Source organism: Megasphaera cerevisiae DSM 20462 (genome assembly GCF_001045675.1).
Taxonomy (GTDB): Bacteria; Bacillota; Negativicutes; order Veillonellales; family Megasphaeraceae; genus Megasphaera; species Megasphaera cerevisiae.
On sequence record NZ_LEKT01000005.1, the window covers coordinates 1 to 26,531 of the forward strand.

Consider the following 26,531-nt stretch of genomic DNA (forward strand, 5'->3'; position numbering starts at 1 on the left):
CATCGGGTAACAACACGTGATGTTGTTGTGGAGGCGGACAAGACTAAGGAAGAAGCGAAGCTGGAAAGTCAGCAGACGACGATCATCACATCGGAGGATATCGCCAAGAAGCAGGCGAAATCCGTAGAAGATATCATCTTCAGCGAGACCGGCGTATCGCGGACAGTAGACGCCATGGGACGCGTCACCGTGTCCATCCGCGGGGCAGAACCGCGGCATACGCTGATATTGATAGACGGCCAGCCCGTCATGGGGGACTTCGCCAAATACAGCGGCGCAGGAGACGAATTGCAGCGGCTCGGCACGGAAAATGTAGACCATATCGAAATCATCCAGGGAGCCGCGTCGGCCAAATACGGGTCTGATGCCATTGGCGGCGTTATCAACGTCATTACAAAGAAAGCCGCAAAGACGGCAGGCCTCCAGGTGAACGTCGAAGGTCGTAGAGCCAAGCAGGACGGCGATATCTTTCCCTATCAGAACTTCTTCCTCCGGGCTGACAGCGGCCAGATCGGCAAGGTCCGGGCCGCTGTCTATGGCAGTAAACGGGAGATCATGCCGATATACAGTGTCGAACGGTTTGGCGGGGTACTGAATGCCGGTACCGATGAGGCAACGAATGAAAATGGACATGTCCGCAATTCCCTCCGCTATTATGGCGATATCAAGAACATCGGCATGTCGGCTACCTATGATATCGACGCTCGTAACAAGATCGACTTCAACATGGACAAGACTAAGGAAGATATGGAACGGTATGTGAAGCACTCTGAGATTCGGGCATGGAACCGCAGCAGCACTTTAAACGGGACGTAGACCGGAATACATACCGCTTGTCTTATACGGGAAATAATGGCGGCAGTACGGATTGGAAGGTCGATGTAGATTACGCTAAGATGACAGAAGATGATATTACCCTTACATCAAATTATGGAGAATCGAAATATGAGGGCAAAAATACATTGAATTATCTTGATGATCTCATGCATAAGCAGTGGAATATAAAAACCAGTGCCAATACACAGGTCAATGACAAGCATTTACTAACCTATGGTTTTGGTTATAGTCAGGAAACGGGAGAAGGAAGCCGCTTAAAAAATGCTCGCGATACACATACGCGATATATTGATCCATGGGACTATGACAAAAATTTACATACGGTAGCTGGAGTCGGCGCGCCCGCATCTACAATTCATGACTATCGGTTGGATAAAAATACGAATGGAATTCCCCAGTATGATCAAATGTATGAATATTATGGTGCTAGGAACAATGAGGGGCAGTCTATTGCACCGGCATACACGTATGAGGATTATATTAAATATGGACCCTATGCAACTAAATTGGGACCCCCTGCGGAAGCGAAAGTACGGTGGCAGCAATTTGCTAATCAATTAAAAGAACAGAATCCCAATGTTGCGGGATCAGTTAGGATGATGGTGTACAAATATTACGGTGACCTTTGGAAAGGTGTGGCCAAATGGAATGGAAAATCTTTTCAACAAGAATATAAAGAACGGGCAAATCGGCAGACCATTGGTCAGGCCACAATAAAAAAACAAAATTTCTTCATTCAGGATACATGGCAGGTTGGAAAAAACACTATTTTAACACCTATTTTCCGACTTGATCATAGTGATCTTTTTGGTAGCAATGCAACCTTTAATGTAGGATTGACTCATAATATCGGTGGTAAAATAGATCGTCGTTTTAAAGCTAACGTCGGTACGGGCTACACGGAACCGGGTATGGGTGAACTCTATTACAGCTGGGAAATGTATGGAGGCATGCCCATTGCAGAAGGTATCGGAAAGATGGGGTATTACTGGGTCGGAAATCCCGACCTAAAGCCGGAAAAATCAGTCAATTTTGATATTGGAATTGAAGGAGAAAACGGCAATACATCAGCTCGTTTGAATATTTTCCATAATCGCATTAAAGACTATATGACTACCTATTTTACCGGGTATCTAATGGATTTTAATCCTAGTATGAGTGACTATTGGAAATGGATGTTTTCGCCGGATATGATCTACAGTTTTAAAAACATCGGCAAAGCCGAAATTACCGGAGTGGAAATGGAAGTGAACCATCAGTTCGATGAGCACTGGTCTGGGAAACTGGGCTATACGTATCTCCATGCCATCAATAAAAGCGATGCCGATATGCCTCGTCAGCTTTTAGATAAACCGCAGCATAAGGTAGATATCGGCATCAACTACGAAAATAAAAAAAGCGGCTGGCGTGCTTCTTTGTGGGGAGATTACTATATTAACATGTTGGACAGCAATACCATTGCCAATAATGGCAATTACTGGATCAGCCATATGGATCCGATTCAAGGCGGAATTGGGGGACCTCAGTTTGCTGAAGGGGGAAAACAGACGTACAAAAAAAGACCTTTGGACTATGGAATATTCTTATTCAGAAAAATATAGATGAAGACTCTAGGGTTTATTTTGGTATTGATAACTTATTTAATCATCACGATGATGATCAGGCTTTTCAGGAACGAGTCTATAAATTTGGCGTCAATATGAAATTCGGCGCCGACGGACATGATGATGGCATTACTTCCAAGACCGTAGCTAAAGCTAAAGATGCCGTTCGAGACAAGCTGCGCGATCTCCATTGGTTTATTCAGGCGCCCTTCGATACGGAAAAAGAAGAAGGAGTCGAATTTATCGGTGATTACCGGGCCCGTTGGAATTCCTTCACAGGAAAACAAAAGCCGTCGGAAGCTCGGGTGACAGCGATTGCCAGTGTTGGCAGTGCCTATAAGAACTATCTGGACAAGTCAGACCATGGCTTTGAACAGCGTCTTCGTGCAGGCATTGACGCCCGTATCGGTGATAATACTAATATTACCCTATTAGGCAGTGCCTCCGGCATGACCGGTGTGGATACCATGCACGACGTGAGTACATCCAAGGGGCTGAACCACCAGCGCATGGATACCGTTGACGTGACCCAGCACGCTCAGAAATGGGATTTCTCTATCGGTCGCCTCACAGAACCCATGGGTGTCACGGGCTACTGGTTCGGAAAGGAATACGACGGCGGCCGGGCGGTCTGGACCAGTGGCAAAAATCAGGTCCGCATAGGCTATGGTGATTTCAGTCATAGTACAAGTATTGCTGACTCAGCGTACACACATGCGACGCGGCAGATATTCTACCGGTCACCGACCAAATTGGAATGGCTGGGGTATGATGCAAACTATAGTGATATTGGTATAGCTGGAGTTGAAAACACTTTTAAGTATAATGTTTGGTCTGATGGAATCAAGGGTATCAGGGCTTGTATCAAAAGCTGATGCAAGCATCAAGTCTGGAAGAACAGCGTAAAGTTTTAAATGCCTATTTATCCATTGTCAAGAAAGATAATTCTGCTCTCTATGATCAAATTATGTCTGAAACATATTCAGTAAATCCTAATACGTTTGCATGGAGGGAAATCATTACTAAAAATGATGCCGGAGAAATTGTGAAACGAGAGTATGCATTGGTAGATTCCGCATATGGTCTTGCCTCTTTTGCTGGAAATAGAGTTTCTTATGACGATCTATTTGATAAAAATAAAATGGAGCAGGCGGCTGTAAAGGCTTGGGACGAATTATCGCCGTCTTTCATGAAAAAAGAGAATCAAGATGTCCTTATTAATGAAGAACATTTTACGAAAGAAAGTACTTTTAAAGGATATTATCAGTATACAGGAAATCAGATTTTGGAAGGGGAAAATAGTGGTAATTTTTCTATTTCAGAAGATCAAGTAAACTTTGGCACTGATTTCAAGCAAATTAGCGAAGAAGAAGCTAAAGAAAAGGCAATCAACTCGGCTTGGAATAAAGACAACGCATTACAAGAATGGTTTCAATGGAAGCCAGAAGGTGTTGGTGTGGGAAGCGGCTATCGTGGAGTTTCAACTCAAAAGGGGGGACTGTCATCAGGAGTATTTGACATTATAAAAACACTTATTAACTGGGCACCAGAGGATGGTAGTTCACTGCCACTTCATGTATTAGAAGCACTGGGTGAATCATTACCTGTCCTCGGCACTGTCCTAGTCCAAGACCAAATCCCGCCCATCGACAAAGCCATTTTTGCCCAGGTCAAGCACCAATTCGGCAACGACTTCGGCGTCCAGGCGTGGTATCTGCGGTCTGTCGGAGACGATACCCATTCCATCGCCTACGCCCATGGCGATCACAACGATGTGGACTCCTTTGACCAGCTGGCCAACGTCATTGGTCTCGGGGCTACGTGGCGCATCGGCGACAACATCCGCTTCTCCTATGACTGGGGCCAGAATCGCACGGACTTCGGACGCTTCATGAATGGCAATACCATCTATAACCACGAAATGGGCACGTCAGACTTCGACATTGCCGGACGCAGTAACGGCAGCACGCCGCGCTTCTGGGTGGCCCGCGTCGACATCGGCAAAGCGGATACGGATAAGCCCGGCAGCTGGAATGCCTTTGCCGACTACAAGTATTTCCAGCATGGATCGTTCTTCGGCGGCAATGGTACCGAAGGCGTGCCCGACCGCTATATGGACGGCATCAAGTCCTTTACCATCGGCGGCGGCTATGTCCCGGCCAAAGATTTCTTACTGGAAGCTTTCTATACCTTCGGCGCCAAGGGTATTGGCCAGCGGGATACGCTCTACGGGCCGGAACACTTTACCCTGGGAGACTATACAAGAATTCAAATGACATACAAATTTTAAGTGTGACAAGAAGTTGCTTTTTCTCGCATAGTTATGTAATAAATAGGCTCAGCGCAGCCGTATGGACATTCATATAATACACACAGGCATAAGCAAATAAGGCAGTACTGCCACGAGTATAGACTCCTGACAGCACTGCCTTTCTTATACATATGTTTTTGGGGAGGGGATGGGATTTCCGGATCTGCTGCATGAGCTGCTGATTTCAAAATATGGCCAGCATAAGACCGCCCAAGGCAATCAGGCAGATCGCGATACCATGCAGCAGGCTTACCTTTTCGCCGAATAGTATGACTGCCAGCACGACGGCAAAGACAACGCTCAATTTATCGATCGGAGCTACCTGGGATACCTTGCCCGTTTTCAAGGCCAGAAAATAAAAAAGCCAGGATCCGGCGCCGGCAAGACCGCTCAGCGTAATAAAAAGAAGAGCTTTTTTTGAAGTGAGTACAGTGGAAATCGTTTCCATATTACCATGTACGCACGTGACGACGACGAGAAATACAGCCATAATGACTGCCCGGACGGCAGTAGCTGCCGTACTGTCTATATTGGCAAGGCCTATTTTTCCGAAAATTGATACAAAAGCAGCACAGACTGCGGATAATAAAGCATAGATAAACCATTCACTCATGAAACTGCATCTCCTTAGGCTTCGGCAAACCGATAGCCAGCGCCCCACACTGTTTCGATGTATATGGGGCGGGCTGGGTCGGGTTCTATTTTTTCCCGGATTCTATTAATGTGGACCATGACAGTAGCCGTGTCGCCGATGGCATCCAGTCCCCAGACACGGTCAAAAAGACGTTCCCGGCTGAACACGATGCCGGGATTTTTGGCTAAAAACACCAGCAGCCCAAATTCTCTGTTGGTCAGCGTCACTTCCTTTCCAGATATATATACGCGATGCTTCTGCAGCTGTATTTCAAGCTCGCCGCAGCGCAGCGCTGCCGCGTCTTTAGTATTTGCCGCATCATGGTTTGTCAGGCGTTCATACCGGCTGATATGCGCTTTGACGCGGGCTACCAGCTCGCTGGGACTGAAGGGCTTGATGATATAATCGTCGGCGCCCAGACCCAGACCGCGGATCTTGTCGATATCCTCCCGCTTGGCCGAGACCATGAGGATTGGTACTTCCTTTTGGGATCGTATTTCCCGGCAGACTTGAAAGCCGTCCATGCGAGGAAGCATAATGTCCAACAGAATCAAGGCGTGATTGCCGGTCAGCGCTTTTTGCAGACCAGCTATGCCGTCACCGGCTATATCTACGGCAAAACCGTTGGCCTCGAGATAGTCTCGCTCCAGTTCCGTGATTTCCTGGTTGTCTTCAATAATCAGAATTTGTTTCATGGTGTTCCCTCCTTTATGACTGGCAGGGTCATATGAATCGTCAAGCCGCCGCCGGGAGTGGCGGCAGCTTCAATAGTACCGCCCAGCGTTTCGATGATTTGTTTGGCAATGGCCAGACCCAGACCGCTGCCCTTGGCAGTATCTGTACGGGCCGTATCGGCCCGGTAAAAGCTATCGAACAGCTTGGAAAGGCTTTTTGACGGCGTTCCTGCGCCATGATCCACACAGGAAATCGTGATCGTATCTCCGTGTTCGCGGAGTATGATTTCTACAGCGGTCCGGGAGCTGTTTTTGTATTTCAGACTGTTTATGAGAAGATTTTCAATGACTCGCCGGAACTGGTCTCTGTCAATGCGGACCACAGTACCCCGATCCTGTCCCAGCAAGGTAAGAGCCAGACCCTGTTCCAGTAAAGAAGGGGCTGTTTCCTGAACGAAGTCTTCAAAGTACCGGTATATGGGGACGAGCTCTGGAGTGAAGGGAATACGCCCTAGATCTAGTTTGGAGAATAGAAAGAGGCTTTCCACCAACTTCTCCATAGAGCAGGCTGTATTGTATATCCTGTCGATATAATGACGCTGCTTTTCCGGGGTATGGGCAATACCCTCACGGATACCGCTGGCGTATCCTTTGAGGAGCGTAAGCGGCGTTGCCAGATCGTGAGATATGCCGGCAATCAGTTCCTTGCGGTTTTGTTCGTACTTTTCCTGCTTTTTCCGGGCGTTCTGCAGTTCCCGGCGCATAGCGTCAAAATCCCGGCAGGTTTGGCCAAGCTCGTCTTGTGCTGGTACGGTGAGGGGATAGTCAAGGTTGCCGCTGCGTATTTCTGCCGAGGCCTTGCGCAGATCGGCCAGGGGGCCGAGAATTTGCCGCGAAAGGAGTCGGGATAAATAGACGCCCAGCCAAATAATCAAAAGAATGGAAACAGCAAGAATAAAAAATAGAATAAATTCCAGCGTATCCTTCAAAGTATGATCGGCAGCCGCATCATAAGGGACGGTAAAAGGCGTTGTACCGGCGGCGAGAATTACCGTGCCGTTGTGCCCGGAGGTATACGTAAAGGCGAAGGTGTTTTCATCCCAGGCCATAGCAGACGGGCTGGCTCCACATTTTTTTCGTACGGCGGCCTGCACCGCTTTTTCATTGGCTCCATCGGACAAGTACAACAGACGATCCTGTACCCAAATGGCCGTTTGGATTCCGTGTTTTTCCAAAATGAGGCATTCCTCCAGAATGTCTGCCAATTTGGGAGGTCGTTTTTTTTCTGCCTTGGCCCGCAGAGAGCTGACGGCATACGAAACAGACATGGAGGACCCCTTTTCCGGCCAGAGCAGTGCCAGCTCGCTTTGCCGGGCAGTTCCGGTAAAGCGCAGGCCGGCAAATATCGCAGTTCCCAGCAGAGTCAGCAAAACAACGGGAATACACACCATCAGAAAATTAGTAAATAAAATTCGCTTTCGCAGGGAAATATCCCGTATTTTCAGCACGGCAGTTCCTCCATTTATTTTATGAATGAGATGCATAATATATCTATTGCAGAGTCATTATACCGGAAGTTTTTAAATTTTTCCTAAATAGGAGAAAAAGTTTTTGATATATTCCGGGTTGTAAAAGGGCAGTGATTTTATGAAACATTTTTGCTCTTGTTTAGAATTTATTTAGCTTTCTCCGGTATACTGCAAGTGTATTCAGCAATATGGATGTTTGAGGAGGAATCGATATGGATTATAACAAGGGTACTGAACAAGTAAAACATAAGATGAAACAAATTTTTACGGCAAAACGATTGAAAATAGGGGCTGCTGTTCTTGTGGTCTGCGCTATAGCGGCAGGCGGCGGCGCTTGGTATCATCATCAGCAAAAGCTGGAACGGCGCGCCCAGGTACGTCAGGCACAGACTCGTATGGTGGAATATCAGGCAGCCCAGCGCAGCATGAAGCTGCTTGAGGCTGCGCAGATTCGAAGTTTGACCGCGCAGGCGATTGGAAAAGATGAATCAGCGGTAGACTTTAGAGAGGTTACGCTGGAAAACCGATGGGATGATGATGAGTATGCAGAACATAAAGAACGACGGGAGATACGGCGCAGTCATACTATGCCTGACCGAGATAATGAACCCCCGGCCCGGCCTGCCGTGCTGCCTCAGCCTCAGTCAGCCGCACCCGTTGCAGTACAGCCGCAGGCGGGTACCGGGCGGGATCATTTTTATCCAGTATATGAGGTAAAGTGCATTGTGGATAATGTGAAATACGAATTCAAAATCGATGCGATTACCGGCAAGGTGCTGGAAAGTGAAGTGGAGCCTAAATAAAAAGCCGTAAAACGAACTTTTCAAGGAGCTGTCATTTCAAAAGTCCTGAGAAGCCTTCCTGTTCAAATTGTTTTCTATAAGGACCAATCTCGTTTTGGATAAGGGCGTCTATTGTTTTCATGCCCAGCAGTTCTACAGGAGCCTTATCGTCTGTGAGTACATGATTTCCTCCCGTATAGGCGGTCATATGCGGAACTATTTTCAGCATGAAAGCTCTCAATTCAGGGTCAGGCAGTGCCGACGCAGCGGCAGGAAATTGAGTGAGCAGATGACCGTTTTCAGTGGCAAATAGCTCGCGATTGGAGGTGTTCGGTACATCAACGGTGTAGACATGGGAAAATTCTGAGGCAATAGTATCCTGGAGATACTCGTTGATATTGCCCTGAGTATAGGTCTGCATATTCATGTTGACGGCCATGACACCGCCGTCTTTTAAATGTTCCTTGACGAGCCGGAAAAATTCCCGGGAACTCATTTGAAAGGGAAGGGTAATATCCTGATAGGCATCTACCATGATGATGTCATATTTTTTGCGGCTGGCATACAGATAGGCCCGGCCATCGTAAGTCGTGACAGGAATAGCGGGATCCAGATCAAAATAGGTGTGAGCCAGATCGGTGATTTTTTGATCAATTTCTACGCCTTCTATATTCATTTTAGGAAAGTATTTCCGGCACTGCGAGGCATAGGTTCCGGCACCCATGCCAAGAATGAGCATACTGGGCCGGTCTTTTCCGGCAGCATCGTTCATGACCGGTCCGGCTAGGGCATAGTCGTAATACATGCCGGTCAAATCGGATTGCTTCATTTTTACGGATTGGATACCGAACATGACATTAGTAGAAAGAATCGTCTGATCCGGCGTGTCCCGGACCTGCAGATAGTTGTACATGGATTCACCTTCATAGGTAATATTGTTTTCCCAAAAGGCGAAGCTGTCCCGATGTCCTAAAACGCTGCTGATCAGAAACAGCAGGAGCGACAGGCGGACCAGCATTTTTTGCTTCCTTTCGGCAATAAAATACATGATGCCGATGCAGAGAAGAACACCGGAAAAAACGAGAAAAGATACAGCCGTACCGACGGCAGGAATCGTGACAAAGGTCGGCAGAAAGGTACCGATGATGCTGCCGATAGTATTGCAGGCCCCCAGCGTGCCGACGATTTTTCCGCTGTCTGCCAGGCTGCGGACCGTATATTTTGCCAAAGAGGGCGTTACTGTGCCGAGCAGGAAGAGGGGAAATACAAAAATGATCATACAGGCTGCAAAGGCGGCACAAATCAGTAAGTTAGTGTCCACCGCCAGAATCAGCAATCCTGTAATCGCTAAAATGATATATTTTCCGACCAGTGGAATGGCTGCGATCCACAGGGCGGCAATGATGATATTCCGGTATAGTATAGCCGGATCGGGATTGTGGTCGGCTTGCCTGCCGCCCCAATAATTGCCGCCGGCCATAGCGATCATGATGGTTCCGATAATAATGGTCCAGACAATTTGAGAGGAACTGAAATAAGGCGCCAATAGTCGTGCCGCACCTAATTCCACAGCCATAACGGCCATCCCGGAAAAAAATTCTGTCAGATATAGATAATATGTATTTGTTAGAATTGTTCTTCGGGTGTTTGTCATAGAATGAGTCCTTTCCATTTTCACAGCTTTCAGACAGTATAATCCGTATACTGTCTTTTTTTGTTTTTATGATATTTTTATTTATTATAAAAAACAATAGCAATAGTGTAAAGTGCGGATTTAAATTAATTTTGCGGTCAGCAGCAACTGGATGGCTCTTTATATGTTATAACGGTCTGAAAAATTAGAATTCTGAGACGAAAATTAAAATTGCATGAGAATCAGATGAGATTTTTCTTAAGCTTGTCATATCCGGCAGGAAAGAAATCCTTCGTAAGCGAATTTTTTGTAAAAAATACGTTGTACAGGAGGAATATATGAAAAAACTGATATTGATTGTCTTGCTGCTGTGTTTGGCAGGGAGTATTTTTTGGGATGAGGATATTCTGGGGACAGATCCGTCTGAAACCGCAGCTGCTGAGCCGGTAACAGAGGCTCCCGAGGAACGGGCCGTTTATGTGTATGTCACGGGAGCGGTGCGCAAACCGGGCCTGTATTCTTTTCCCGGGACTGTGCGCATCGGCGAAGCTGTCCAGTCTGCCGGGGGAGCTGTACCGTATGCCGACACCGCGGCTATCAATTATGCGGGAGAAGCGGGCGACGGTACGCATGTTCATATCCCCTATAATTTAGAGGGAATTCCTGCCGGCAGTGACGAGGCCAACGGACTGATCAATATCAACGAGGCGGACGAGAAAAAACTGACGGAGCTTCCCGGCATCGGCCCAGCTATGGCGCAGCGAATCATGGATTACCGGAATGAGCACGGAGCGTTTAAAGACTGCGGCGAGCTGCAGCAGGTCAAAGGGATCGGCGCCGCTAAATACAAGACGATTAAGGACAAGGTGACGGTATGATGTATGCGGGGATTGCTGTCACCGGAGCGTGTTGTCTGGGAATTGCGGCAGCTGATGTGTGGGAGTTTCCCATATATTGGTGGGGTGGCGGGGTGATGCTTTGCTGTATTGCCGCGGCAATGCTGCGCCGCTATCCCCAGGCAGCTTGTATTGCCGTGGCCGCTGCTTTTTTCTTTGCCGGTGCCGGACGGCTCCAACTGGCTGCTGATACCTATGAGGCGCTGCCTCATTATGTGGCTGGAGCTGATCTGCAGCTGCAGGGCGTCATCAAGGAGCAGCGCAATTCCTTTATGTCGGAAAAAGGCGAAATGACGAGATATGTTATGGTTTTGGAGGGATTTTCGTACGTTGGGGATCGGAAGTTTCGTCCGGCCGGAGGCAGTATGTATATCACGATACCGGCAGAGCCTATATACGAGCCGGAAACAAACATATCTTTGACAGCTACGGTTCAGCCCATCCGCTATTACCGTAATAGCGGTATGTATGATGCACGGCACCGGGACAAAGAGCAAAGCGTGTTTATCAAAGCGTATACAGAGGACCGCCGGTCCCTGCGACTGCTGCGGGAGCCGCAGGGATGGCGGCATTGGTTGTACCGCTTGCGTGAAACGATGACAGAACGGTTTTTAACGATTCTTTCCCGGGATAGCGCGCATATACTGAGCAGTCTTTTATTTGGCGGTCATTATGAGGAATTGCCGCCCGACCTTATTGAAAGCTTTAGTATTACCGGGCTTATTCACATTTTATCTGTATCGGGATCGCATATTGCACTGCTGCTGGCAGCTGTACAACTTATCGGTCAGGCGGTGGGCCTGAAGAAGAACTTACTTTTTATCGTGTCGGCAGGAGTGGTTCTTTTTTATGGCGCTTTATCTGCGTTTACGGCACCTGTTGTCAGGGCTTCCGTTATGGGTTTGATTTGCGCATACAGCTTGGTTGCCCGCCGCGATTATACAGGCATACATGCTCTGGCGCTGGCAGTGCTGGCTATGGTATTGTACAGCCCATATATTGTATTTGATCTGAGTTTTCGCCTGTCCTGCGGCGCGTCGGCAGGTATTGTTCTGCTGCAGGGGCGCATATGCCGCCGCCTGTCTTTTCTGCCGGCTTTTATTCGCAGCGGGCTGGCTGTATGTATCAGTGCACAGCTTTTGCTGCTGCCTGTATTGTTTTCTAATTTTTCTTCATTTCCTGTCTATTCTTTTTTTGCCAATCTTACGGTCGGTCCGGTGCTTGATGTGGTGATTCTGCTGGGCCTGGCCGCTGCGGTTGCAGGCTGCATCTGTCTGCCCCTGGCGCAAGGAATGCTGTGGATTATCAAGCCCTTGCTGGCATTAGCTGTAAACGGCAATTATTTTATAGCTGCCTTGCCGTACAGCCGTTATTGGGCAGGCGCATTTTCTCTGACAGATAATATGGTCTGGTATCTTTGTATCGGCGCAGTGTTTTTTTCAGCCATACGGCGCCGGCTTTTGGCCGCAGCAGGGATTCTTTTTTTTCTTTCCCTGGCTTGGCAGCAGTGGTATAAACCAGAGGCTGTCGTGTATATTTTTGATGTTGGTAAAGATAAAGCAACCTGTGTTGTTCATAATGATAGATCCGTGTATTTGTGGTATAATAAAAGCCAGTGGGCCAACCCTGAACAAGTGGCTTGTGTGCTTACTCCGGCACTGCGATATCAGGGGATTTTCCGCTTGACGCAATGTACGGTCACGGGACATGAGCCCGAGCGCACAGGAAAGCAGATTGCCGCCGCCTTTGAGCTGGCGCAGCCTTGCGGCTATCCGTCGGCGGCCAGTCAGCCCGCTGTGGTTGTACCGGGTGACATCCCATATTATTTATACGGTGAACCGCCGGAGAAAAAAATGCCGGTCAGGCCGTGCTTGGAAATACAGTCTTTGAATGGCCGAGGAAAGGTTTTTCCCGTTTGGGCCGCAGTACTGATTATTCATCGCGGCAGCAGCAGGGATGAGGCGTACACGGAATGGATGGAAAATGCTGATGTATACGATATCACTTGCTTTTCTCCCGGACAGGACGGACAGATTACGGGAATATACCGAAATGGGCAGTGGACTTTTTCAACCTATGGCGGGAGAATATGATGAAGGCAATTAAGATTATATACGGTAAAGAAAACTTTTTAATGGAACAAGCGCGGCACCAGTTTATTGCTGCTTGTCAGCAGCGGGCCGGCGGTAAAGCAGCGGTGCAGACTTTTGATAAAGAGTCACCGGCCGCTTCTGTGGTCGAGGCTTTTGAAGGCACCAGTCTCTTCAGCAGCGGCAGTATTATAATTTGGTATGAATGTCCCTTCCTGCCTATAAAAAAAGGTGGACGATCTCGCAGTAAAGTATCTGTTGAAGAAGCTTGGTTTTTGGAAAAGCTGGCAAATATATCGGAGGAAACGGGGCTTTTGTTTTATACGCAAGGCATGATGGATACGGGCTGCGCTTTTTACAAGCAGCTGCAGCCTATAGCTGATGTGATGCAGGCTGCACCGGTGACGGAAAAAAACGTCATGCCCTACGTAGAAGATTTTCTGACGCAAAAGGGAAAAAAGCTCACTGGACAGGCATTTCAGTATTTACGGGCCTTGTTCCAGACATGGAGTGATATTTCTCTATTATATGTTTTTTCAGAGCTTGAAAAGTTATGCATTATGCAGCCGAATCACTGTGCGGACATTGACGTGGGTGATTTGGATAATCTTTTTGCGGGGACAATGGAAAAAAATTTATTTACATTTATGGACTACTTTCTCCGTCGCGACGGCGGCAGGGCTGTTCCGCTTGCAGAGGCACTATTTGCGCGTCCCGACATGTTTTTGAAAAACACCGGTTATATGTTGTCCCGGCTGCGGCTGCTTCTGGCCTATAAAGAACTGAAGCGGAGCCGTACCGGACCGCGTCAGTGTGAGAATATCATGATGCAGATTAATAAGGGCCGCAGCGTAAAGTATGTGCTGTATCACCTGCAGAAAGTGGTATCATATTGGACAATAGAAGAGTTACATGAAATTATCAGTAATATATTTGTGCTGCAGCGCAACATTCGCAGAGGGACGGCTTCTGTGTCTGATATGGGACCGTTGGTTTGTTTGTATTGCAGTCATAAGGGCGGGGTTTGAACGTGAATGAGGAAAATAAGGCACGAAAAAAACGAATGAACGAATATCGCCGCCGGTATCGGGAAAAGCATGGTATCAAGGTGCGCCGGTACCGTTGGAAAACTGTCTTGGGTGTGATTGCGGCGTTTTGCATTATGGGATTCAGCAGCTTTTTTGCGGCACAATCCAAGGCCGCTGGAATGGTGACGCTGAATGGACAGCCGATCAAAAACTTGACAGCAGACGATGTTCAGCGCTATTTGGATAAACAGGAAAAAAAACTGACAGATCGATCTGTCAAGTTGCAAAGTCAGGATATTGATGCGTCTATTGCGTTACCGCAGATAGATGCCAAGCTTGATCGGGAACGTATTGATGATGGATTGTATCTGGTAGGCCGTACGGGTTCTCCGGGACAGCGGGTTGCCGATGTCATCGCAACGCTGCGTTTCGGCAAAGAGGTCCCACTGGCTGTGCAGGTCGATGAAGACAAGTTGGACAAGGCCGTCAGCACTATATATAATACGTATAATATTGATCCCGAAAATGCGTATGCCGTACCCAATGGGGATACTGTTTCTGTTACGATCCACAAGGAAAAAAACCGTATTGTGATTGATGCGGATGCATTAAAAAAAAGTATTTTCAATGAACTGCAGCAGGGGAAGACGGAAACCATTGAGGTGCCTGTAGAGAAAAGAGAGGATGCGGCTGTCAAAGAAGAAGATTTGAAGGCCGTTGATACGGTACTGTCCTATTATACGACTCATTTTAGTGATTCGGATCAGAACCGCAATGAAAATATTGCTATTGCACAGAAGCGTCTCAATCATGCTTTTGTGCCGGCACAGAAGGATTTTTCCTTTAATCAGTACGTTGGTACCAGAACGCCTGATAAAGGATATAAGGAAGCGCCGGCTTACTTTGATAATAAACTCGTTCCGGCATCGGGGGGCGGCGTCTGCCAGGTCAGTACTACGTTATTTAATGCGGTGCTGCGCGCCGGTCTTGTCATTGCCAGCCGGTCGCCCCATTTTGCGCCGGCCGGATATGTTCCTGTCGGGATGGATGCTACCGTAGCCGACGATTCTCTGGATTTTGCCTTTACGAATCCTTTTCAGCATCCTGTTTACGTTTATACTGCAATTGGCAACGGTTCTATTACGACATATATTTTGGGAAATCATGCGGATACCTGTACAGTGTCCTTTCAAACGCTCAGCGTGAAAAACTTGCCCCACAAAGTTGTGTATAAACACGATGATGCGGCGACGACAGATAAAGTAGACCAGGAAGGTTATGATGGACATGATATTGCTATTCGCCGTACGGTGAGTTATACAGATGGGGATCATTATACAGATACGATCGTATCCCATTATGATCCGAATACGGAAATCATTTTGACGAATGGTCCAGGCTCGGAATCGACGGTTCAAACCTCCGATCTGGAAGCGCAGGATTTGCTGCTCAATGATCCGCATGATATGATGACGGCCGTTGCAGCAGTACCCGACAGTACGGAGGAATAGGTCTTTTATTTTCCTGAAAGGATAGAATAGATTATGAAGGTTTGGCATATTGTTCCAAAGCAGGAACTGATGATACCGATAGCTGATGGTCAGTATGCAGCTGTCGAAGAAATTTGCGCGTCTCATATGGGAAAAAAATGGCATGTACAGATGCAGTCTGCTTGTGAAATTTCCGATATGGACGGCTTGAAGAATGCCGTGTGCCGTCAGCTTTCCCTTGAGGGAGAGGTTGATGTAGCCTGCCGTGTTGCGGCCATTCATCATGGCGGAGATATGCCGCTGGCGCTGCCGGAGGATGATCCGATTCATGAAATCGCCAGTATTTCCGTAGATGACATGGACGGCTATGATATCCCGCATGAAGATTGTTATGAAAGTATATATAGTGAGGATGACGATCTGTATGATGAAGAGTATCGCAAGGCCTGCAAGTCGGCTGAAAATGGCGAGACCTTGGGGAGTACCTCCAGATCAGCTCCGGCTGGCGGCTCAGAAAACAGCCGTGTCTGGCTGGGCAGGGCCTTTAGCGGCGATGTATTATCGATCAATGATGTCCAGGGAGAAGAGCGCAATGATGTTATTTTCAGGGGCAAGGTAGTCAAGGTCGAATTCAGAGAGCTGAAGTCTAAACGTATTCTTTTGACGTTTCAGCTTGCCGATGCTTCAAATGGGATTTCGGCTAAAAAATTTATTGACGTAACGAGTCAGGCTGCCGGCAGCAAATATCGGCGTAAAAATACGATGACGGCTGACGAATATGATCATCTGACGCAGCAGCTGCGGACGGGGGCTCATGTACGGGTTCGCGGCAATGTCCAGTATGATAATTATCAGAATGATTATGTTCTTAATGTCAACGATATTATAGCTGATGAAGGGAACACTGTCGAACGAGAAGACCATAATCCGACGCCTCGGGTGGAATTGCATCTGCATACCGTCATGAGCGATATGGACGCTCTTATTACTGTCAAGCAGCTCATCAAGACTGTCAAAAAATGGCATCATCCGGCAATTGCCGTTACCGATCATGGTGTCGTGCAGTCTTTTCCTCTGCTGCAGGAGATTTCAACGGATAAGACGAACAACATCAAAGTCATTTACGGCATGGAAGGCTATTTGTTTGATGATAAAATAGACCAATCGTACCACATTATTATTCTGGCCAAAAATCAGGTTGGCATCCGTAATTTATATAAGCTGGTCAGTATTTCCCATTTGAAATATATTTATCGCGGCAGACCGCGGATTCCCCGTTCGGTTCTCAATGAATACCGCGAGGGTCTGATTCTGGGATCAGCTTGTGAAGCTGGCGAGCTTGTTCGGTCTATGGTCCAGAAAAAACTCCCTTATGAAGAATTGAAAAAAATAGCGGATTACTATGATTATCTGGAAATTCAGCCCATTACGAATAATCAGTTTCTTGTGCGTGAGGGATTCGTTGCTGATGACGAGGGGCTGCGCAATATTAATAGAACGATTCTGAAAATTGGCGATGAACTGGGTAAAATGACAGTCGCTACTTGTGATGCTCATTTCCTTAATCCGGAGGATAAAATTTATCGTGAAATTCTCATGACCGGCAAGGGCTTTAAGGATGCTCAATATCAGCCGGATTTATATTTTCGCACGACGGATGAGATGCTGGCCGAATTTTCATATCTTGGTGAGGAACGGGCTCGGGAAGTAGTCATTACCAATCCCAATAAGGTCAATGATTGGATTGATCATGTACGGCCGGTGCCGAAGGAGACGCTGTATTTCCCGCAGATTGCCGGCTCATCGGAGGCCTTGAAAAACATGTGCTATGAAAAAGCCCATCAGATTTATGGTGATCCGCTGCCGCAGATCGTTGCGGACCGGCTGACGGAAGAGCTGACTTCTATTTTAGGACATGGCTTCGGTGTACTTTATTATATCGCGCATAAGTTGGTTAAGCATTCGAATGATGACGGATATCTTGTCGGTTCCAGAGGCTCTGTCGGCTCCTCGTTTGTGGCGACGATGTCGGATATTACCGAGGTCAATCCGCTGCCGCCTCATTATGTATGCCCGCACTGCCAGTATAGTCAGTTTTTTACAAAGGGAGAAGTAGGCGGTGGATTTGACCTTCCCGATAAAAGCTGCCCCCATTGCGGAACTTCTTTGCAGAAAAACGGACATAATATACCTTTTGCAATTTTTCTTGGGTTTGATGGGGATAAGGTTCCTGATATTGATCTTAATTTCTCCGGTGAATATCATCCCAAAGCGCATAAGTATACTGAAGAATTGTTTGGCAAGGACAATGTATTCCGGGCCGGCACGATCGGTGCTGTCAAGGATAAGACGGCATACGGATATGTGATGAAATGGGCTGAAGCCAGAGGCATTAATGTCAATGATGCCTATATCAACAGTCTGGTAAACGGCTGTACCGGCGTTAAAAGTACGACGGGACAGCATCCCGGCGGTGTCATGGTTATTCCCCGTGATATGGATGTCCACCATTTTACGCCTGTGCAATATCCTGCCAATAAAAGAGACAGCGGCATTATTACAACACATTTCGATTATCATTCTATCGAAGGACGGCTGGTTAAACTGGATATTTTAGGGCATGATGATCCAACAGTTATCCGCATGCTGGAGGACATGACCGGGGTTAGTGCCAAAACAATTTCATTTGATGATCCGGAAACTATGAGCTTGTTCAGCTCTACGAAGGCGTTGGGGATTACGCCGGAGCAGCTGGGCTCTAAGGTGGGCAGTTTGGGAATCCCGGAATTTGGAACGGCTTTTGTCCGAAAAATGCTTGTTGACACGCATCCGAAAACCTTTTCAGAATTGGTGCGTATATCCGGCTTTTCACATGGGACAGATGTGTGGCTCAACAATGCGCAGGATCTTATTACGTCTGGCACGGTACCGCTGAAGGAAGCCGTTTCGACGCGTGATGATATTATGAACTATCTGATTCAGCATGATATAAAACCTAAGACGAGCTTTAAAGTAATGGAAAATGTTCGTAAGGGAAAGGGGATTGATAAACTCAATAAGCTGGGGCAGAAAACGACTGATTATGAAGGAGAGCTGAAGGCCGGTCATATTCCGCAATGGTTTATTGATTCGTGCCAGAAAATTGGCTATCTGTTTCCACGTGCCCATGCCGTAGCCTATGTGATGATGGCGTTCCGGATTGCATGGTTCAAAATCAATTATCCGCTGGCATATTATGCTGCATTTTTTACTATTCGTGCCAAGGCGTTCAAGCTGACGGCGATGATTCATGGATTGGAAGGACAGCGGCAGGCTATGAAGGCTATTGAGGCAAAGGGGAAAAGCGCTTCTAAAATTGAACAAGATTTGTATGCATCTCTGGAACTGGCTGTAGAAATGAGTCTGCGGGGATTTTCTTTTATGAACGTGGATATACGGCATTCGGCGGCTGCGCAATTTACTATTTGTGATGGCAAGATATTACCTCCTTTAACGGCTATTGATGGCTTGGGAGAAAACGTGGCGGAACAAATTGTGACAGCCCGCGCCAAGGCCCCATTTAGTTCCAAGGCTGATTTGAAGCTCCGTGGAAAGGCATCGCAGTCATTGGTTGATATCATGACAGAAGAAGGTTGTCTTGGTGATTTGCCGGAAGATGAACAAATTGATTTATTTGCGATGTAATAAGTTATCTATCGACATTCCTCCCAATCTGTCTTATAATAAAGGCACATTTAATACACTAAAGTATGAAAGCAGGGGAGATGAACCGTACCATGAGTGTCAATGAAAAATTAAAAGACCATCTTCATGATCAGCTTTTTAAAGCCGTTTTGGAATTAAAGGATATAAATGAGTGTTATGAATTTTTTGAAGATATATGTACGATTCAGGAAATGAAGGCGATTGCGGCTCGTTTGGAAGTAGCCCGTATGCTTAAGGCCGGTGATATTTATGAGGATATCGTAAAAAAAACCGGAGCCAGCACTGCTACAATCAGCCGCATAAAACGCTGCCTTATGTATGGCAGCGGCGGATATGCCAAAATTTTGGATCGCATGGCTGAGAAAAATCCGGACTTTTTAAAGCTTAGTCCAAAAAAAGGAAAATAGACTTATGGCGGATTTATATGTTTTACGGAAAGGGATGGTGAACATAAATGGAGTTTTTGAAAGAATTTAAAAATTTTGCTATGCGTGGAAATGTTATTGATATGGCCGTGGGTGTCGTGATTGGCGCTGCTTTTGGCAAAATTGTCAGCTCGCTTGTTACCAATATTATTATGCCGCCGTTAGGGGTGCTGCTTGGCGGCATTGATTTTTCTGAGTTTTTTATAACATTAAGTACTACCAAGCGTGCTGCGACGCTGGCGGAAGCGCAGGCGCAGGGAATACCTGTGATTGCATATGGTGCATTTATCAATACTATTATTGAATTTTTAATTATTGCATTTGCGATTTTTATCGTTATCAGACAGATGAATGCTTTAGTTCCCAAGTCGGAAGAAGCCCCGGTTTCGCGACGTTGCCCGTATTGCAAAGAAGCGGTTGCGGAAGATGCGACACGATGCCCGCACTGCACCAGTCCCCTGGACAGCGCAGAAAAATAAAATATATGTACGAAATGAAGAAAACTCCCGTATTCCGGGAGTTTTTCTTAGCGTCACGGTCTTTTTTCATAAATAAACAAGCAGGAGAAGATAATGAAATCCAAAATAGGTGTTACTATTTTTTCTAACGGTGATATGGATATATTGCAAGGTTCTATATATGAAGAATTGTGGAACGATTATTGTACTTTCAAAAAAAGAGCCATACGGCAGAAAGAAAAGGACACGCCTAAGGGAAACTTTCTGGCCCGGCGCTACGAAAGGGCGGCACTTTTAGCGTTATATGCTTTCTTTCGGGGAGTTTTAGATAACTGGATTATGCAGATTATCCGCCGGAACAATCTTTATACGGAAATGCAGCATGCGGATTTGAGCAAGAAATGCAGTGCCGTCTTAGAATATTGTTTTTTTTGTTCTTATGAAAAAAAGGAGAAAGATATTTCACGTCTGAAGATTTTTATCAATCGCTATGAGCAGTCTGATTTAGCGCTGCTGGAGCATGCGGATTATCAGGTCTTGATGGAAATGGAGCAGCAGATAGATGAATATTTGTGCTTCGTCGAACATGCAACTTCGCTGAAAAGATTTCCCCTGCCAGAGCAATCCACATCAGGATTAGTGCATCAGCTGGGAAAAATAATGAAAGCTGGCCAGTAATATAAGTCCCTCATTTGTTCTCTTGCATGAAATATTCATTAGTGGTATGATAACAATATAAAAAAAGCATATAAATTTCAGTCTTTAAGGTATGGTGAGAAAGGAGTTTCCTTTCATATTCCTGACCGGCGGTTATAGTCCGCAACCTCTTACGGGAGTTGATTCGATGAAATCTCGAAACCGACAGTATAGTCTGGATGGGAAAAGACAGCAGGCATGGTATCTAGGTACCATGTAATTCTGATGTACAAAAGACTGGTTATCCGGTCTTTTTTTTATTAGCCCATGACGGAAAGGAAGGATTACAGAAATGGGAAAAAAATATTATTTGGGATTTGATGCAGGAACGCAGAGTGTAAAGGTTGCGGTATATGATGAAGCCTTGCAATGTGTTGCTATGGATACAGCAAAAACCACATTGTATTATCCGCATCCCGGCTGGGTGCAGATGGAGGTCGATGAATACTACCGGCTGATCAAACGCTGTATGGCTTCGTGCAGCCGGCAAATGAACGAGAAGGGACTGCCGCTGACTGCTGTTCGAGCTATTATGGGAGACGGTATTATCTGTGGAATTGCTGGTATTGATAAAGAGGGCAGAGCAGTTACCCCATACATAAATTATTTGGACAGCCGTACTGGTGATGATGTAGCGTTTTTAAAACAGCGTCATTTGGATATATGGGCCAGGGAAACGGGAAATGCCGAACCTAATATTATGTTTCCTGCCATGTTTGCCCGCTGGTTTGTAAAAAATAGTGCGGAATTCAGAGATAAAGGTGTGAAATTTATTCATAACTGCCCGTATATTTTACTTCATTTGGCAGGGTTAAAAGGTCAGGATGCATTCATCGACTGGGGGACCATGTCGGGATGGGGCCTGGGGTACGATGTAGTGAAAAAAACATGGTCGGCGCAGCAGCTGGAGATTTTGGGAATTGATCTGACGTATATGCCGCGTATTGTGAAGCCTTGGGATATCATAGGAACGCTCTGCCCTAAGGATGCGGAAGAAACAGGATTTCCTGCCGGCATACCCATATGCGCCGGCGCAGGTGATACTATGGAATCTATGATGGGCAGCGGTATTCTGGAAGCAGGACGGGCCGTCGACGTGGCAGGTACCTGCGCGATGTTCTGTGCCGCGGCCGATGGTATTATACCAGCGCTTTCCGTGCCGGGAAGCGGCCTTATATTTAATTCGGGCACCTTGCCGGGAACTTATTTTTATTGGGGCATGGTCCGTACCGGAGGATTGGCGCTGCGATGGTTTAAGGATCACATCAGCAGGCATGAAGAAGATGCATATTACAGTACGCTGGATACGTTGGCCGTGCGCTGCCCTGCTGGCTGTAACGGGGCTATGTTTATTCCGTATCTGACTGGGGGAAATGGGGAATTTCCACATGTACGCGGTACTTTTACGGGTCTTACGCTGGATTCCGATCAAGGCGCCATGTGGCGGTGTGTTCTTGAGGGAATTGGCTATGATTATATGGAAATTACGGATCGTTACCGCAGCGCCGGCATTGATTTGACGCAGCTTACCATTACCGAAGGGGGTAGCCGTGATGCTTTGTGGAATCAGATTAAGGCAGATATGCTCAATACGGAGGTCGTGGTATTAAAAATATCCGGTGGTGCCGTACCGACTAATTGCATTGTTGCGGCTTATGGTACCGGAGATATTGCTGATTTGGAACAGGCGCTGCGGCGTCAGCTGATTGTGGCCGGGCGTTTTTTTCCAAACCGCGATACTATCGGTATGTACCGGGATAATTATGAGAAACGGCGCTATCTTCTTAAGGCTTTGAATATGGCAGCGGAGAGCGCAGGAAAGTTGTGAAAAAGAAAATAATCTCTTATGCGAATTGTTCATAAAATAACAATGTGCGATGCGAGTTTTATATGAAGCTATGCTGAAAACGCACTTGACTTAAATATAGGAAGCACAAAACGCATATGATATATGATAATATTTTAAAATATCCCCTTTTTTCAGTAGATTTTTTTGTGAAAAGTGATATACTAGGAATGTAAGCAGAGCATCTTATTTAAAAAGTGCGCAACTTTTTTTTTCTTGTCAAAAGTGAAAAAAATCACGCTAATTAAGGAGGAGTTAAACATGTTTTGTAAAAAAGTTATGGTAATTGGTGCAGGTACTATGGGTTCCGGTATTGCTCAGGTTTTCGCACAGAACGGCTGCGAAGTTATCCTTAATGATATCAAACAGGAATTCATTGATGGTGGTAAAGCTAAGATTGATAAGAGCTTGACGAAGCTGGTCTCTAAGGGCAAAATGGCCCAGGAAGATAAAGATGCTATTATGTCTCGTGTTACCGGTTTTGTGGAAATTACGGCAGAAAACATGAAAGACGTTGATCTTGTTGTAGAAGCGGCTATCGAAAATATGAAAATCAAAGCACAGATTTTCAAAAATCTTGATGAAAAATGCCCGGCTCATACCATTTTGGCATCTAACACATCTTCGCTGCCGATCACCTCAATTGGTGCAGCTACAGGTCGTCCGGACAAAGTTATCGGCATGCATTTCTTCAACCCTGCTCCCGTTATGAAACTGCTTGAAATTATCAATGGCATTGCTACATCAGAAGAAACATACAATAAAGTTGCTGAATGTGCTACTGAATTAGGTAAAACTCCGGTTAAAGTTCAGGATTTCCCAGGCTTTGCAGGCAACCGCATTGTTATTCCGATGTTGAACGAAGCTATCTTCGCTTTGATGGAAGGCGTTGCTTCCAAAGAAGATATTGATAATGTTTGCAAACTTGGTTTTAATCATCCTATGGGACCTTTGGCATTGTGCGATCTTATCGGCAACGATATTGTTCTCCATGTCATGGAAGTTCTGTATGAAGGCTATGGCGATCCTAAATATCGTCCGTGCCCGCTCCTTAAGAAATATGTAAATGCCGGGTATCTTGGCCGTAAGACAGGCAAGGGTTTCTACGACTACACAAAATAATACAGGCTGTTCATAAGCAGGGGGCGTGAGAAATCACGCCCATTGTCTCTGCCTGGTATATGCATCACAATTATTTTTTATACTATTATACTATAAATATTCTATACAGGAGGTTTTAGAAATGGATTATCAGAACATTATTTATTCTGTATCAGATGGAATCGGAACGATTACGATTAACCGCCCTAAAGCTTTGAACGCATTGAATCTTGCTACGGTTACGGAATTGAAAGACGTAGTGGAAAAAATTGCTGTTGATCCAGCTGTTCAGGTTGTTGTTATTACCGGTTCTGGAGAAAAATCCTTTGTGGCCGGCGCTGACATTGTGGAAATGTCGACAAAAAATCCGACAGAAGGCCGCGCTTGGGGCATGGTCGGACAGAATGTTTTCACGGAAATTGAAAATCTTCCGCAGCCTGTTATCGCTGCTATCAATGGCTTTGCTTTGGGCGGCGGCTGCGAATTGTCCTGCGCATGCGATATTCGTTATGCGTCAGAAAATGCAAAATTCGGTCAGCCGGAAGTGGGTCTTGGCATTACCCCTGGCTTCGGCGGCACACAACGTCTGACTCGTGTTGTTGGGCGGGGTTATGCAAAAGAATTGATTTATACTGGCGGCATGATTGATGCTCAGGAAGCACTTCGCATTGGTTTGGTTAATAAGGTGGTTCCGCAGTCTGAATTAATGGATGCCGTTATGAAATTAGCTAAAACCATTACGAAAAAAGCGCCGGTCGCTGTACAACTTTCTAAAGCTGCTATTAATCGCGGTATCAATTGTGACGTCGTTACAGGGATTGCGTATGAAGCCGAAGTATTTGGCCTCTGCTTCTCAACGGCAGACCAAAAAGAAGGTATGAGTGCATTTGTTGAAAAACGGAAACCTGCCTTTACCGGTAAATAAGTTTTATTAACAACCATATAGCAATAAAGAGAGACCGCATCGAATACAGTGATGCGGTCTTTTTAAACGTCCGTTTGACTTTTTGACTAATTATCGAGATTTTGGCTTAAAATCATTGACAAATACTCATAATCATGCTATCTTTTATATAGTTATTAGCACTCAAATAAAAAGAGTGCTAATATAGGTCAAATGAGCAGAGGTGATAGATATGGATTTGGATGAAAGAAAACAAAAAATATTGCAGGCTATCATTCAGGACTATATCATATCTGCTGAGCCTGTTGGGTCCAGGACGATAGCCCGTAAGTATGATTTGGGGGTTAGTGCCGCAACAATACGTAATGAGATGTTTGATTTGGAAATGATGGGGTATTTGGAACAGCCTCATACATCGGCAGGACGCATTCCATCTATAAAAGGATATCGATTTTATGTTGATTGCCTGCTGCAGCCGACAAAAATATCCAATGATGAAAAAAAATTCGTTCAAGTCTGGTTTCAGGACAAGATGAATGATGTCGATCAGATATTTCAGTCAACGGCTAAAATTCTGGCCAAGGTTACGCATAATGTGACGTTGGTCATGGCATCTCAATCTCTTGCAGCTAAGCTGAAATATATTCGTTTTTTGCCGTTGGATCACCGGCGCGCCATTATGATTGTCGTGACTGATTCCGGGCAGATTGAAAACTGTATTTACCCTAAGGTAGATGGGGTAGATGTGGATGATTTGAATGTAATTGCAGAGAAGCTTACGTATTATCTGGCTGGTGTTTCTATGATTAATATTAACATGGAAATGCTGGAAAAGTATCATGAAAGTATTGTCGACGATTTGGAGTTGTATCGACTGGCCTTTCGCTCTATGCATAAAGCGTTTCGCAGGGAGCAGCAGCTCTATAAGGGTGGCACCATGGAATTGCTCAATAAACCTGAATTTAAGGATGTAGATAAAGCACGTACTTTGTTTACTTTTTTAGAAGAACAGGATGTTGCAGTAAATTTATTTCATGACGATGATAATGAGCAGAATGTAACTGTACGTATTGGAGAGGAAGCACAGCTTTCACCCATGAAAGATTGCAGCATTATTGAAGCAACATTTAAATCAAATGATATTGTTCTCGGTAAAATTGCAGTGTTGGGACCTACGCGTATGGAATATGCAAAAATCATCGGTTTGCTGGATTTTATGAAACAGCATGTGACCCATATTTTAGAGCATTACCACGATGAGAAGTAGGAGGTTTATTTACACATGAATACAGATAAGGAAAAAGAAACGGATACGAAGACGGAAGAAACTGAAGAAGTAGTACATCAGGCGGAAAACGGATTTACAGATAATGCCGAAACGGCAGATGATGGCAAAACAGCAGATACGACAGAATCTGTTTTACCGGATGCCAAACCGGAAGCTGATGCAGCGGCTGCGGATATAAAGCAGCATTACCTTCGTCTTCAGGCTGATTTTGCAAATTATAAAAAACGAACAGCCGGTGAAAAAATGCAGATATCCGAAATTGTTAAAATGGATGTTTTAAAAAATATCCTGCCGATTATTGACAATTTTGAACGAGCTTTGCAGGCACCGCAGGATACGGCTTCTAAGGATTTACAATCTTTTATTGACGGATATGCCATGATCTACAAACAACTCATGGCAGTTCTTGAAAAAGAAGGGGTCACTAAAATTTCAGCGGTCGGTAAACCTTTTGATCCTGTTTATCATCAGGCTGTCATGCGTATGCCCAGCGATACATATGAAAATGATATCGTTGTTGAGGTATTGCAAGAGGGCTACCTGCTGGGCGATAAGACATTGCGTCCGGCTATGGTTAAAGTTGCATTCAACGGTTAATTA

At 45.9% G+C, this 26,531-nt stretch carries 20 protein-coding genes, 1 pseudogene and 1 riboswitch; of the genes and pseudogenes, 17 read left to right on the top strand and 4 right to left on the bottom strand.

The genetic code is table 11. The annotated features are described in order from the left end of the window. From AB840_RS18210 to AB840_RS18220, 3 genes and pseudogenes are all read left to right on the top strand, one after another. Window positions 1–2,318 (top strand): annotated as a pseudogene (locus AB840_RS18210) (TonB-dependent receptor plug domain-containing protein); the annotation flags it as partial. 218 nt (window positions 2,319–2,536) lie between these two features. Beyond that, on the top strand, window positions 2,537–3,316 hold the full coding sequence (locus tag AB840_RS18455; RefSeq protein WP_072061728.1) for a hypothetical protein: 780 nt from the start codon (window positions 2,537–2,539) through the stop codon (window positions 3,314–3,316). Further along, entirely contained in the window at window positions 3,301–4,731 is a 1,431-nt protein-coding gene (locus tag AB840_RS18220; RefSeq protein ID WP_201775871.1) for a hypothetical protein, read from the top strand. The genes AB840_RS18455 and AB840_RS18220 overlap by 16 nt, the downstream gene beginning before the upstream one ends. A 205-nt stretch (window positions 4,732–4,936) precedes the next feature. Here AB840_RS18220 and AB840_RS02390 read toward each other — a convergent pair whose 3' ends face one another. From AB840_RS02390 to AB840_RS02400, 3 genes are read right to left on the bottom strand one after another with little or no spacing between them, the layout of a single operon-like run. Then, window positions 4,937–5,365, bottom strand: coding sequence for an EamA family transporter (locus AB840_RS02390; RefSeq protein ID WP_048513237.1), 429 nt, complete (start codon window positions 5,363–5,365; stop codon window positions 4,937–4,939). A 14-nt stretch (window positions 5,366–5,379) separates the two neighbouring features. Then, window positions 5,380–6,081: a response regulator transcription factor gene (locus AB840_RS02395; RefSeq protein ID WP_048513238.1), complete on the bottom strand. Its 702-nt coding sequence runs from the start codon at window positions 6,079–6,081 to the stop codon at window positions 5,380–5,382. Continuing rightward, complete coding sequence (locus AB840_RS02400; RefSeq protein WP_234984806.1) at window positions 6,078–7,568, bottom strand: sensor histidine kinase; 1,491 nt, start codon at window positions 7,566–7,568, stop codon at window positions 6,078–6,080. The genes AB840_RS02395 and AB840_RS02400 overlap by 4 nt, the downstream gene beginning before the upstream one ends. Before the next feature lie 233 nt (window positions 7,569–7,801). Here AB840_RS02400 and AB840_RS02405 point away from each other — a divergent pair, with 233 nt between their 5' ends. After that, window positions 7,802–8,392: a PepSY domain-containing protein gene (locus AB840_RS02405; protein WP_048513239.1), complete on the top strand. Its 591-nt coding sequence runs from the start codon at window positions 7,802–7,804 to the stop codon at window positions 8,390–8,392. A 31-nt stretch (window positions 8,393–8,423) separates the two neighbouring features. Here the strand turns inward: AB840_RS02405 and AB840_RS02410 are convergent, their stop codons facing one another. Further along, complete coding sequence (locus tag AB840_RS02410) at window positions 8,424–9,947, bottom strand: spermidine synthase (RefSeq protein ID WP_143742695.1); 1,524 nt, start codon at window positions 9,945–9,947, stop codon at window positions 8,424–8,426. A gap of 395 nt (window positions 9,948–10,342) precedes the next feature. Between AB840_RS02410 and AB840_RS02415 the strand changes: the two genes are divergently transcribed. From AB840_RS02415 to grpE, 13 genes are all read left to right on the top strand, one after another. Continuing rightward, a complete protein-coding gene (locus AB840_RS02415) occupies window positions 10,343–10,882 on the top strand; it encodes a helix-hairpin-helix domain-containing protein (RefSeq protein WP_053078125.1) in 540 nt (179 codons plus the stop codon). After that, window positions 10,879–12,993, top strand: coding sequence for a ComEC/Rec2 family competence protein (locus AB840_RS02420; RefSeq protein ID WP_072061730.1), 2,115 nt, complete (start codon window positions 10,879–10,881; stop codon window positions 12,991–12,993). Before AB840_RS02415 ends, AB840_RS02420 begins: the two co-directional genes overlap by 4 nt. Next, entirely contained in the window at window positions 12,990–14,018 is a 1,029-nt protein-coding gene (holA, locus tag AB840_RS02425; RefSeq protein ID WP_048513242.1) for a DNA polymerase III subunit delta, read from the top strand. The genes AB840_RS02420 and holA overlap by 4 nt, the downstream gene beginning before the upstream one ends. A gap of 2 nt (window positions 14,019–14,020) precedes the next feature. Beyond that, window positions 14,021–15,529 carry a VanW family protein gene (locus tag AB840_RS02430; protein WP_234984807.1) on the top strand — a complete coding sequence of 503 codons (1,509 nt, stop codon included), beginning with the start codon at window positions 14,021–14,023 and terminating at the stop codon, window positions 15,527–15,529. Between the two features lie 33 nt (window positions 15,530–15,562). Next, window positions 15,563–19,192: a PolC-type DNA polymerase III gene (locus tag AB840_RS02435; protein ID WP_048513243.1), complete on the top strand. Its 3,630-nt coding sequence runs from the start codon at window positions 15,563–15,565 to the stop codon at window positions 19,190–19,192. Between the two features lie 92 nt (window positions 19,193–19,284). Next, window positions 19,285–19,620, top strand: a complete 336-nt coding sequence (locus tag AB840_RS02440; RefSeq protein ID WP_048513244.1) for a YerC/YecD family TrpR-related protein — start codon at window positions 19,285–19,287, stop codon at window positions 19,618–19,620. A gap of 47 nt (window positions 19,621–19,667) precedes the next feature. Continuing rightward, a complete protein-coding gene (gene mscL, locus AB840_RS02445) occupies window positions 19,668–20,117 on the top strand; it encodes a large conductance mechanosensitive channel protein MscL (protein ID WP_048513245.1) in 450 nt (149 codons plus the stop codon). 93 nt (window positions 20,118–20,210) lie between these two features. Then, window positions 20,211–20,774, top strand: a complete 564-nt coding sequence (locus AB840_RS02450; RefSeq protein WP_048513246.1) for a hypothetical protein — start codon at window positions 20,211–20,213, stop codon at window positions 20,772–20,774. Between the two features lie 76 nt (window positions 20,775–20,850). Then, window positions 20,851–20,987, top strand: a riboswitch (FMN riboswitch). A gap of 97 nt (window positions 20,988–21,084) precedes the next feature. Further along, window positions 21,085–22,620 (top strand): FGGY-family carbohydrate kinase, encoded by a 1,536-nt coding sequence (locus tag AB840_RS02455; protein WP_048513247.1) that lies wholly within the window; start codon window positions 21,085–21,087, stop codon window positions 22,618–22,620. A gap of 279 nt (window positions 22,621–22,899) precedes the next feature. Further along, window positions 22,900–23,760, top strand: a complete 861-nt coding sequence (locus AB840_RS02460) for a 3-hydroxybutyryl-CoA dehydrogenase (RefSeq protein WP_048513248.1) — start codon at window positions 22,900–22,902, stop codon at window positions 23,758–23,760. A 121-nt stretch (window positions 23,761–23,881) separates the two neighbouring features. After that, window positions 23,882–24,664 (top strand): short-chain-enoyl-CoA hydratase, encoded by a 783-nt coding sequence (locus tag AB840_RS02465; protein ID WP_048513249.1) that lies wholly within the window; start codon window positions 23,882–23,884, stop codon window positions 24,662–24,664. 211 nt (window positions 24,665–24,875) lie between these two features. After that, complete coding sequence (gene hrcA / locus AB840_RS02470; protein WP_048513250.1) at window positions 24,876–25,910, top strand: heat-inducible transcriptional repressor HrcA; 1,035 nt, start codon at window positions 24,876–24,878, stop codon at window positions 25,908–25,910. A gap of 15 nt (window positions 25,911–25,925) precedes the next feature. Then, window positions 25,926–26,528 (top strand): nucleotide exchange factor GrpE, encoded by a 603-nt coding sequence (gene grpE / locus AB840_RS02475; protein WP_048513251.1) that lies wholly within the window; start codon window positions 25,926–25,928, stop codon window positions 26,526–26,528. The last annotated feature ends 3 nt before the right edge of the window (window positions 26,529–26,531 follow it).

What these genes read in the sequence shown, in the direction of transcription:
- AB840_RS18455 (WP_072061728.1), top strand. Translation starts at nt 2,537, where the DNA reads ATGAAATTCGGCGCCGACGGACATGATGATGGCATTACTTCCAAGACC.
- AB840_RS02390 (WP_048513237.1), bottom strand. Translation starts at nt 5,365, where the DNA reads ATGAGTGAATGGTTTATCTATGCTTTATTATCCGCAGTCTGTGCTGCT.
- AB840_RS02395 (WP_048513238.1), bottom strand. Translation starts at nt 6,081, where the DNA reads ATGAAACAAATTCTGATTATTGAAGACAACCAGGAAATCACGGAACTG.
- AB840_RS02405 (WP_048513239.1), top strand. Translation starts at nt 7,802, where the DNA reads ATGGATTATAACAAGGGTACTGAACAAGTAAAACATAAGATGAAACAA.
- AB840_RS02410 (WP_143742695.1), bottom strand. Translation starts at nt 9,947, where the DNA reads ATGGCTGTGGAATTAGGTGCGGCACGACTATTGGCGCCTTATTTCAGT.
- AB840_RS02415 (WP_053078125.1), top strand. Translation starts at nt 10,343, where the DNA reads ATGAAAAAACTGATATTGATTGTCTTGCTGCTGTGTTTGGCAGGGAGT.
- AB840_RS02420 (WP_072061730.1), top strand. Translation starts at nt 10,879, where the DNA reads ATGATGTATGCGGGGATTGCTGTCACCGGAGCGTGTTGTCTGGGAATT.
- holA (WP_048513242.1), top strand. Translation starts at nt 12,990, where the DNA reads ATGATGAAGGCAATTAAGATTATATACGGTAAAGAAAACTTTTTAATG.
- AB840_RS02435 (WP_048513243.1), top strand. Translation starts at nt 15,563, where the DNA reads ATGAAGGTTTGGCATATTGTTCCAAAGCAGGAACTGATGATACCGATA.
- AB840_RS02440 (WP_048513244.1), top strand. Translation starts at nt 19,285, where the DNA reads ATGAGTGTCAATGAAAAATTAAAAGACCATCTTCATGATCAGCTTTTT.
- mscL (WP_048513245.1), top strand. Translation starts at nt 19,668, where the DNA reads ATGGAGTTTTTGAAAGAATTTAAAAATTTTGCTATGCGTGGAAATGTT.
- AB840_RS02450 (WP_048513246.1), top strand. Translation starts at nt 20,211, where the DNA reads ATGAAATCCAAAATAGGTGTTACTATTTTTTCTAACGGTGATATGGAT.
- AB840_RS02455 (WP_048513247.1), top strand. Translation starts at nt 21,085, where the DNA reads ATGGGAAAAAAATATTATTTGGGATTTGATGCAGGAACGCAGAGTGTA.
- AB840_RS02460 (WP_048513248.1), top strand. Translation starts at nt 22,900, where the DNA reads ATGTTTTGTAAAAAAGTTATGGTAATTGGTGCAGGTACTATGGGTTCC.
- AB840_RS02465 (WP_048513249.1), top strand. Translation starts at nt 23,882, where the DNA reads ATGGATTATCAGAACATTATTTATTCTGTATCAGATGGAATCGGAACG.
- hrcA (WP_048513250.1), top strand. Translation starts at nt 24,876, where the DNA reads ATGGATTTGGATGAAAGAAAACAAAAAATATTGCAGGCTATCATTCAG.
- grpE (WP_048513251.1), top strand. Translation starts at nt 25,926, where the DNA reads ATGAATACAGATAAGGAAAAAGAAACGGATACGAAGACGGAAGAAACT.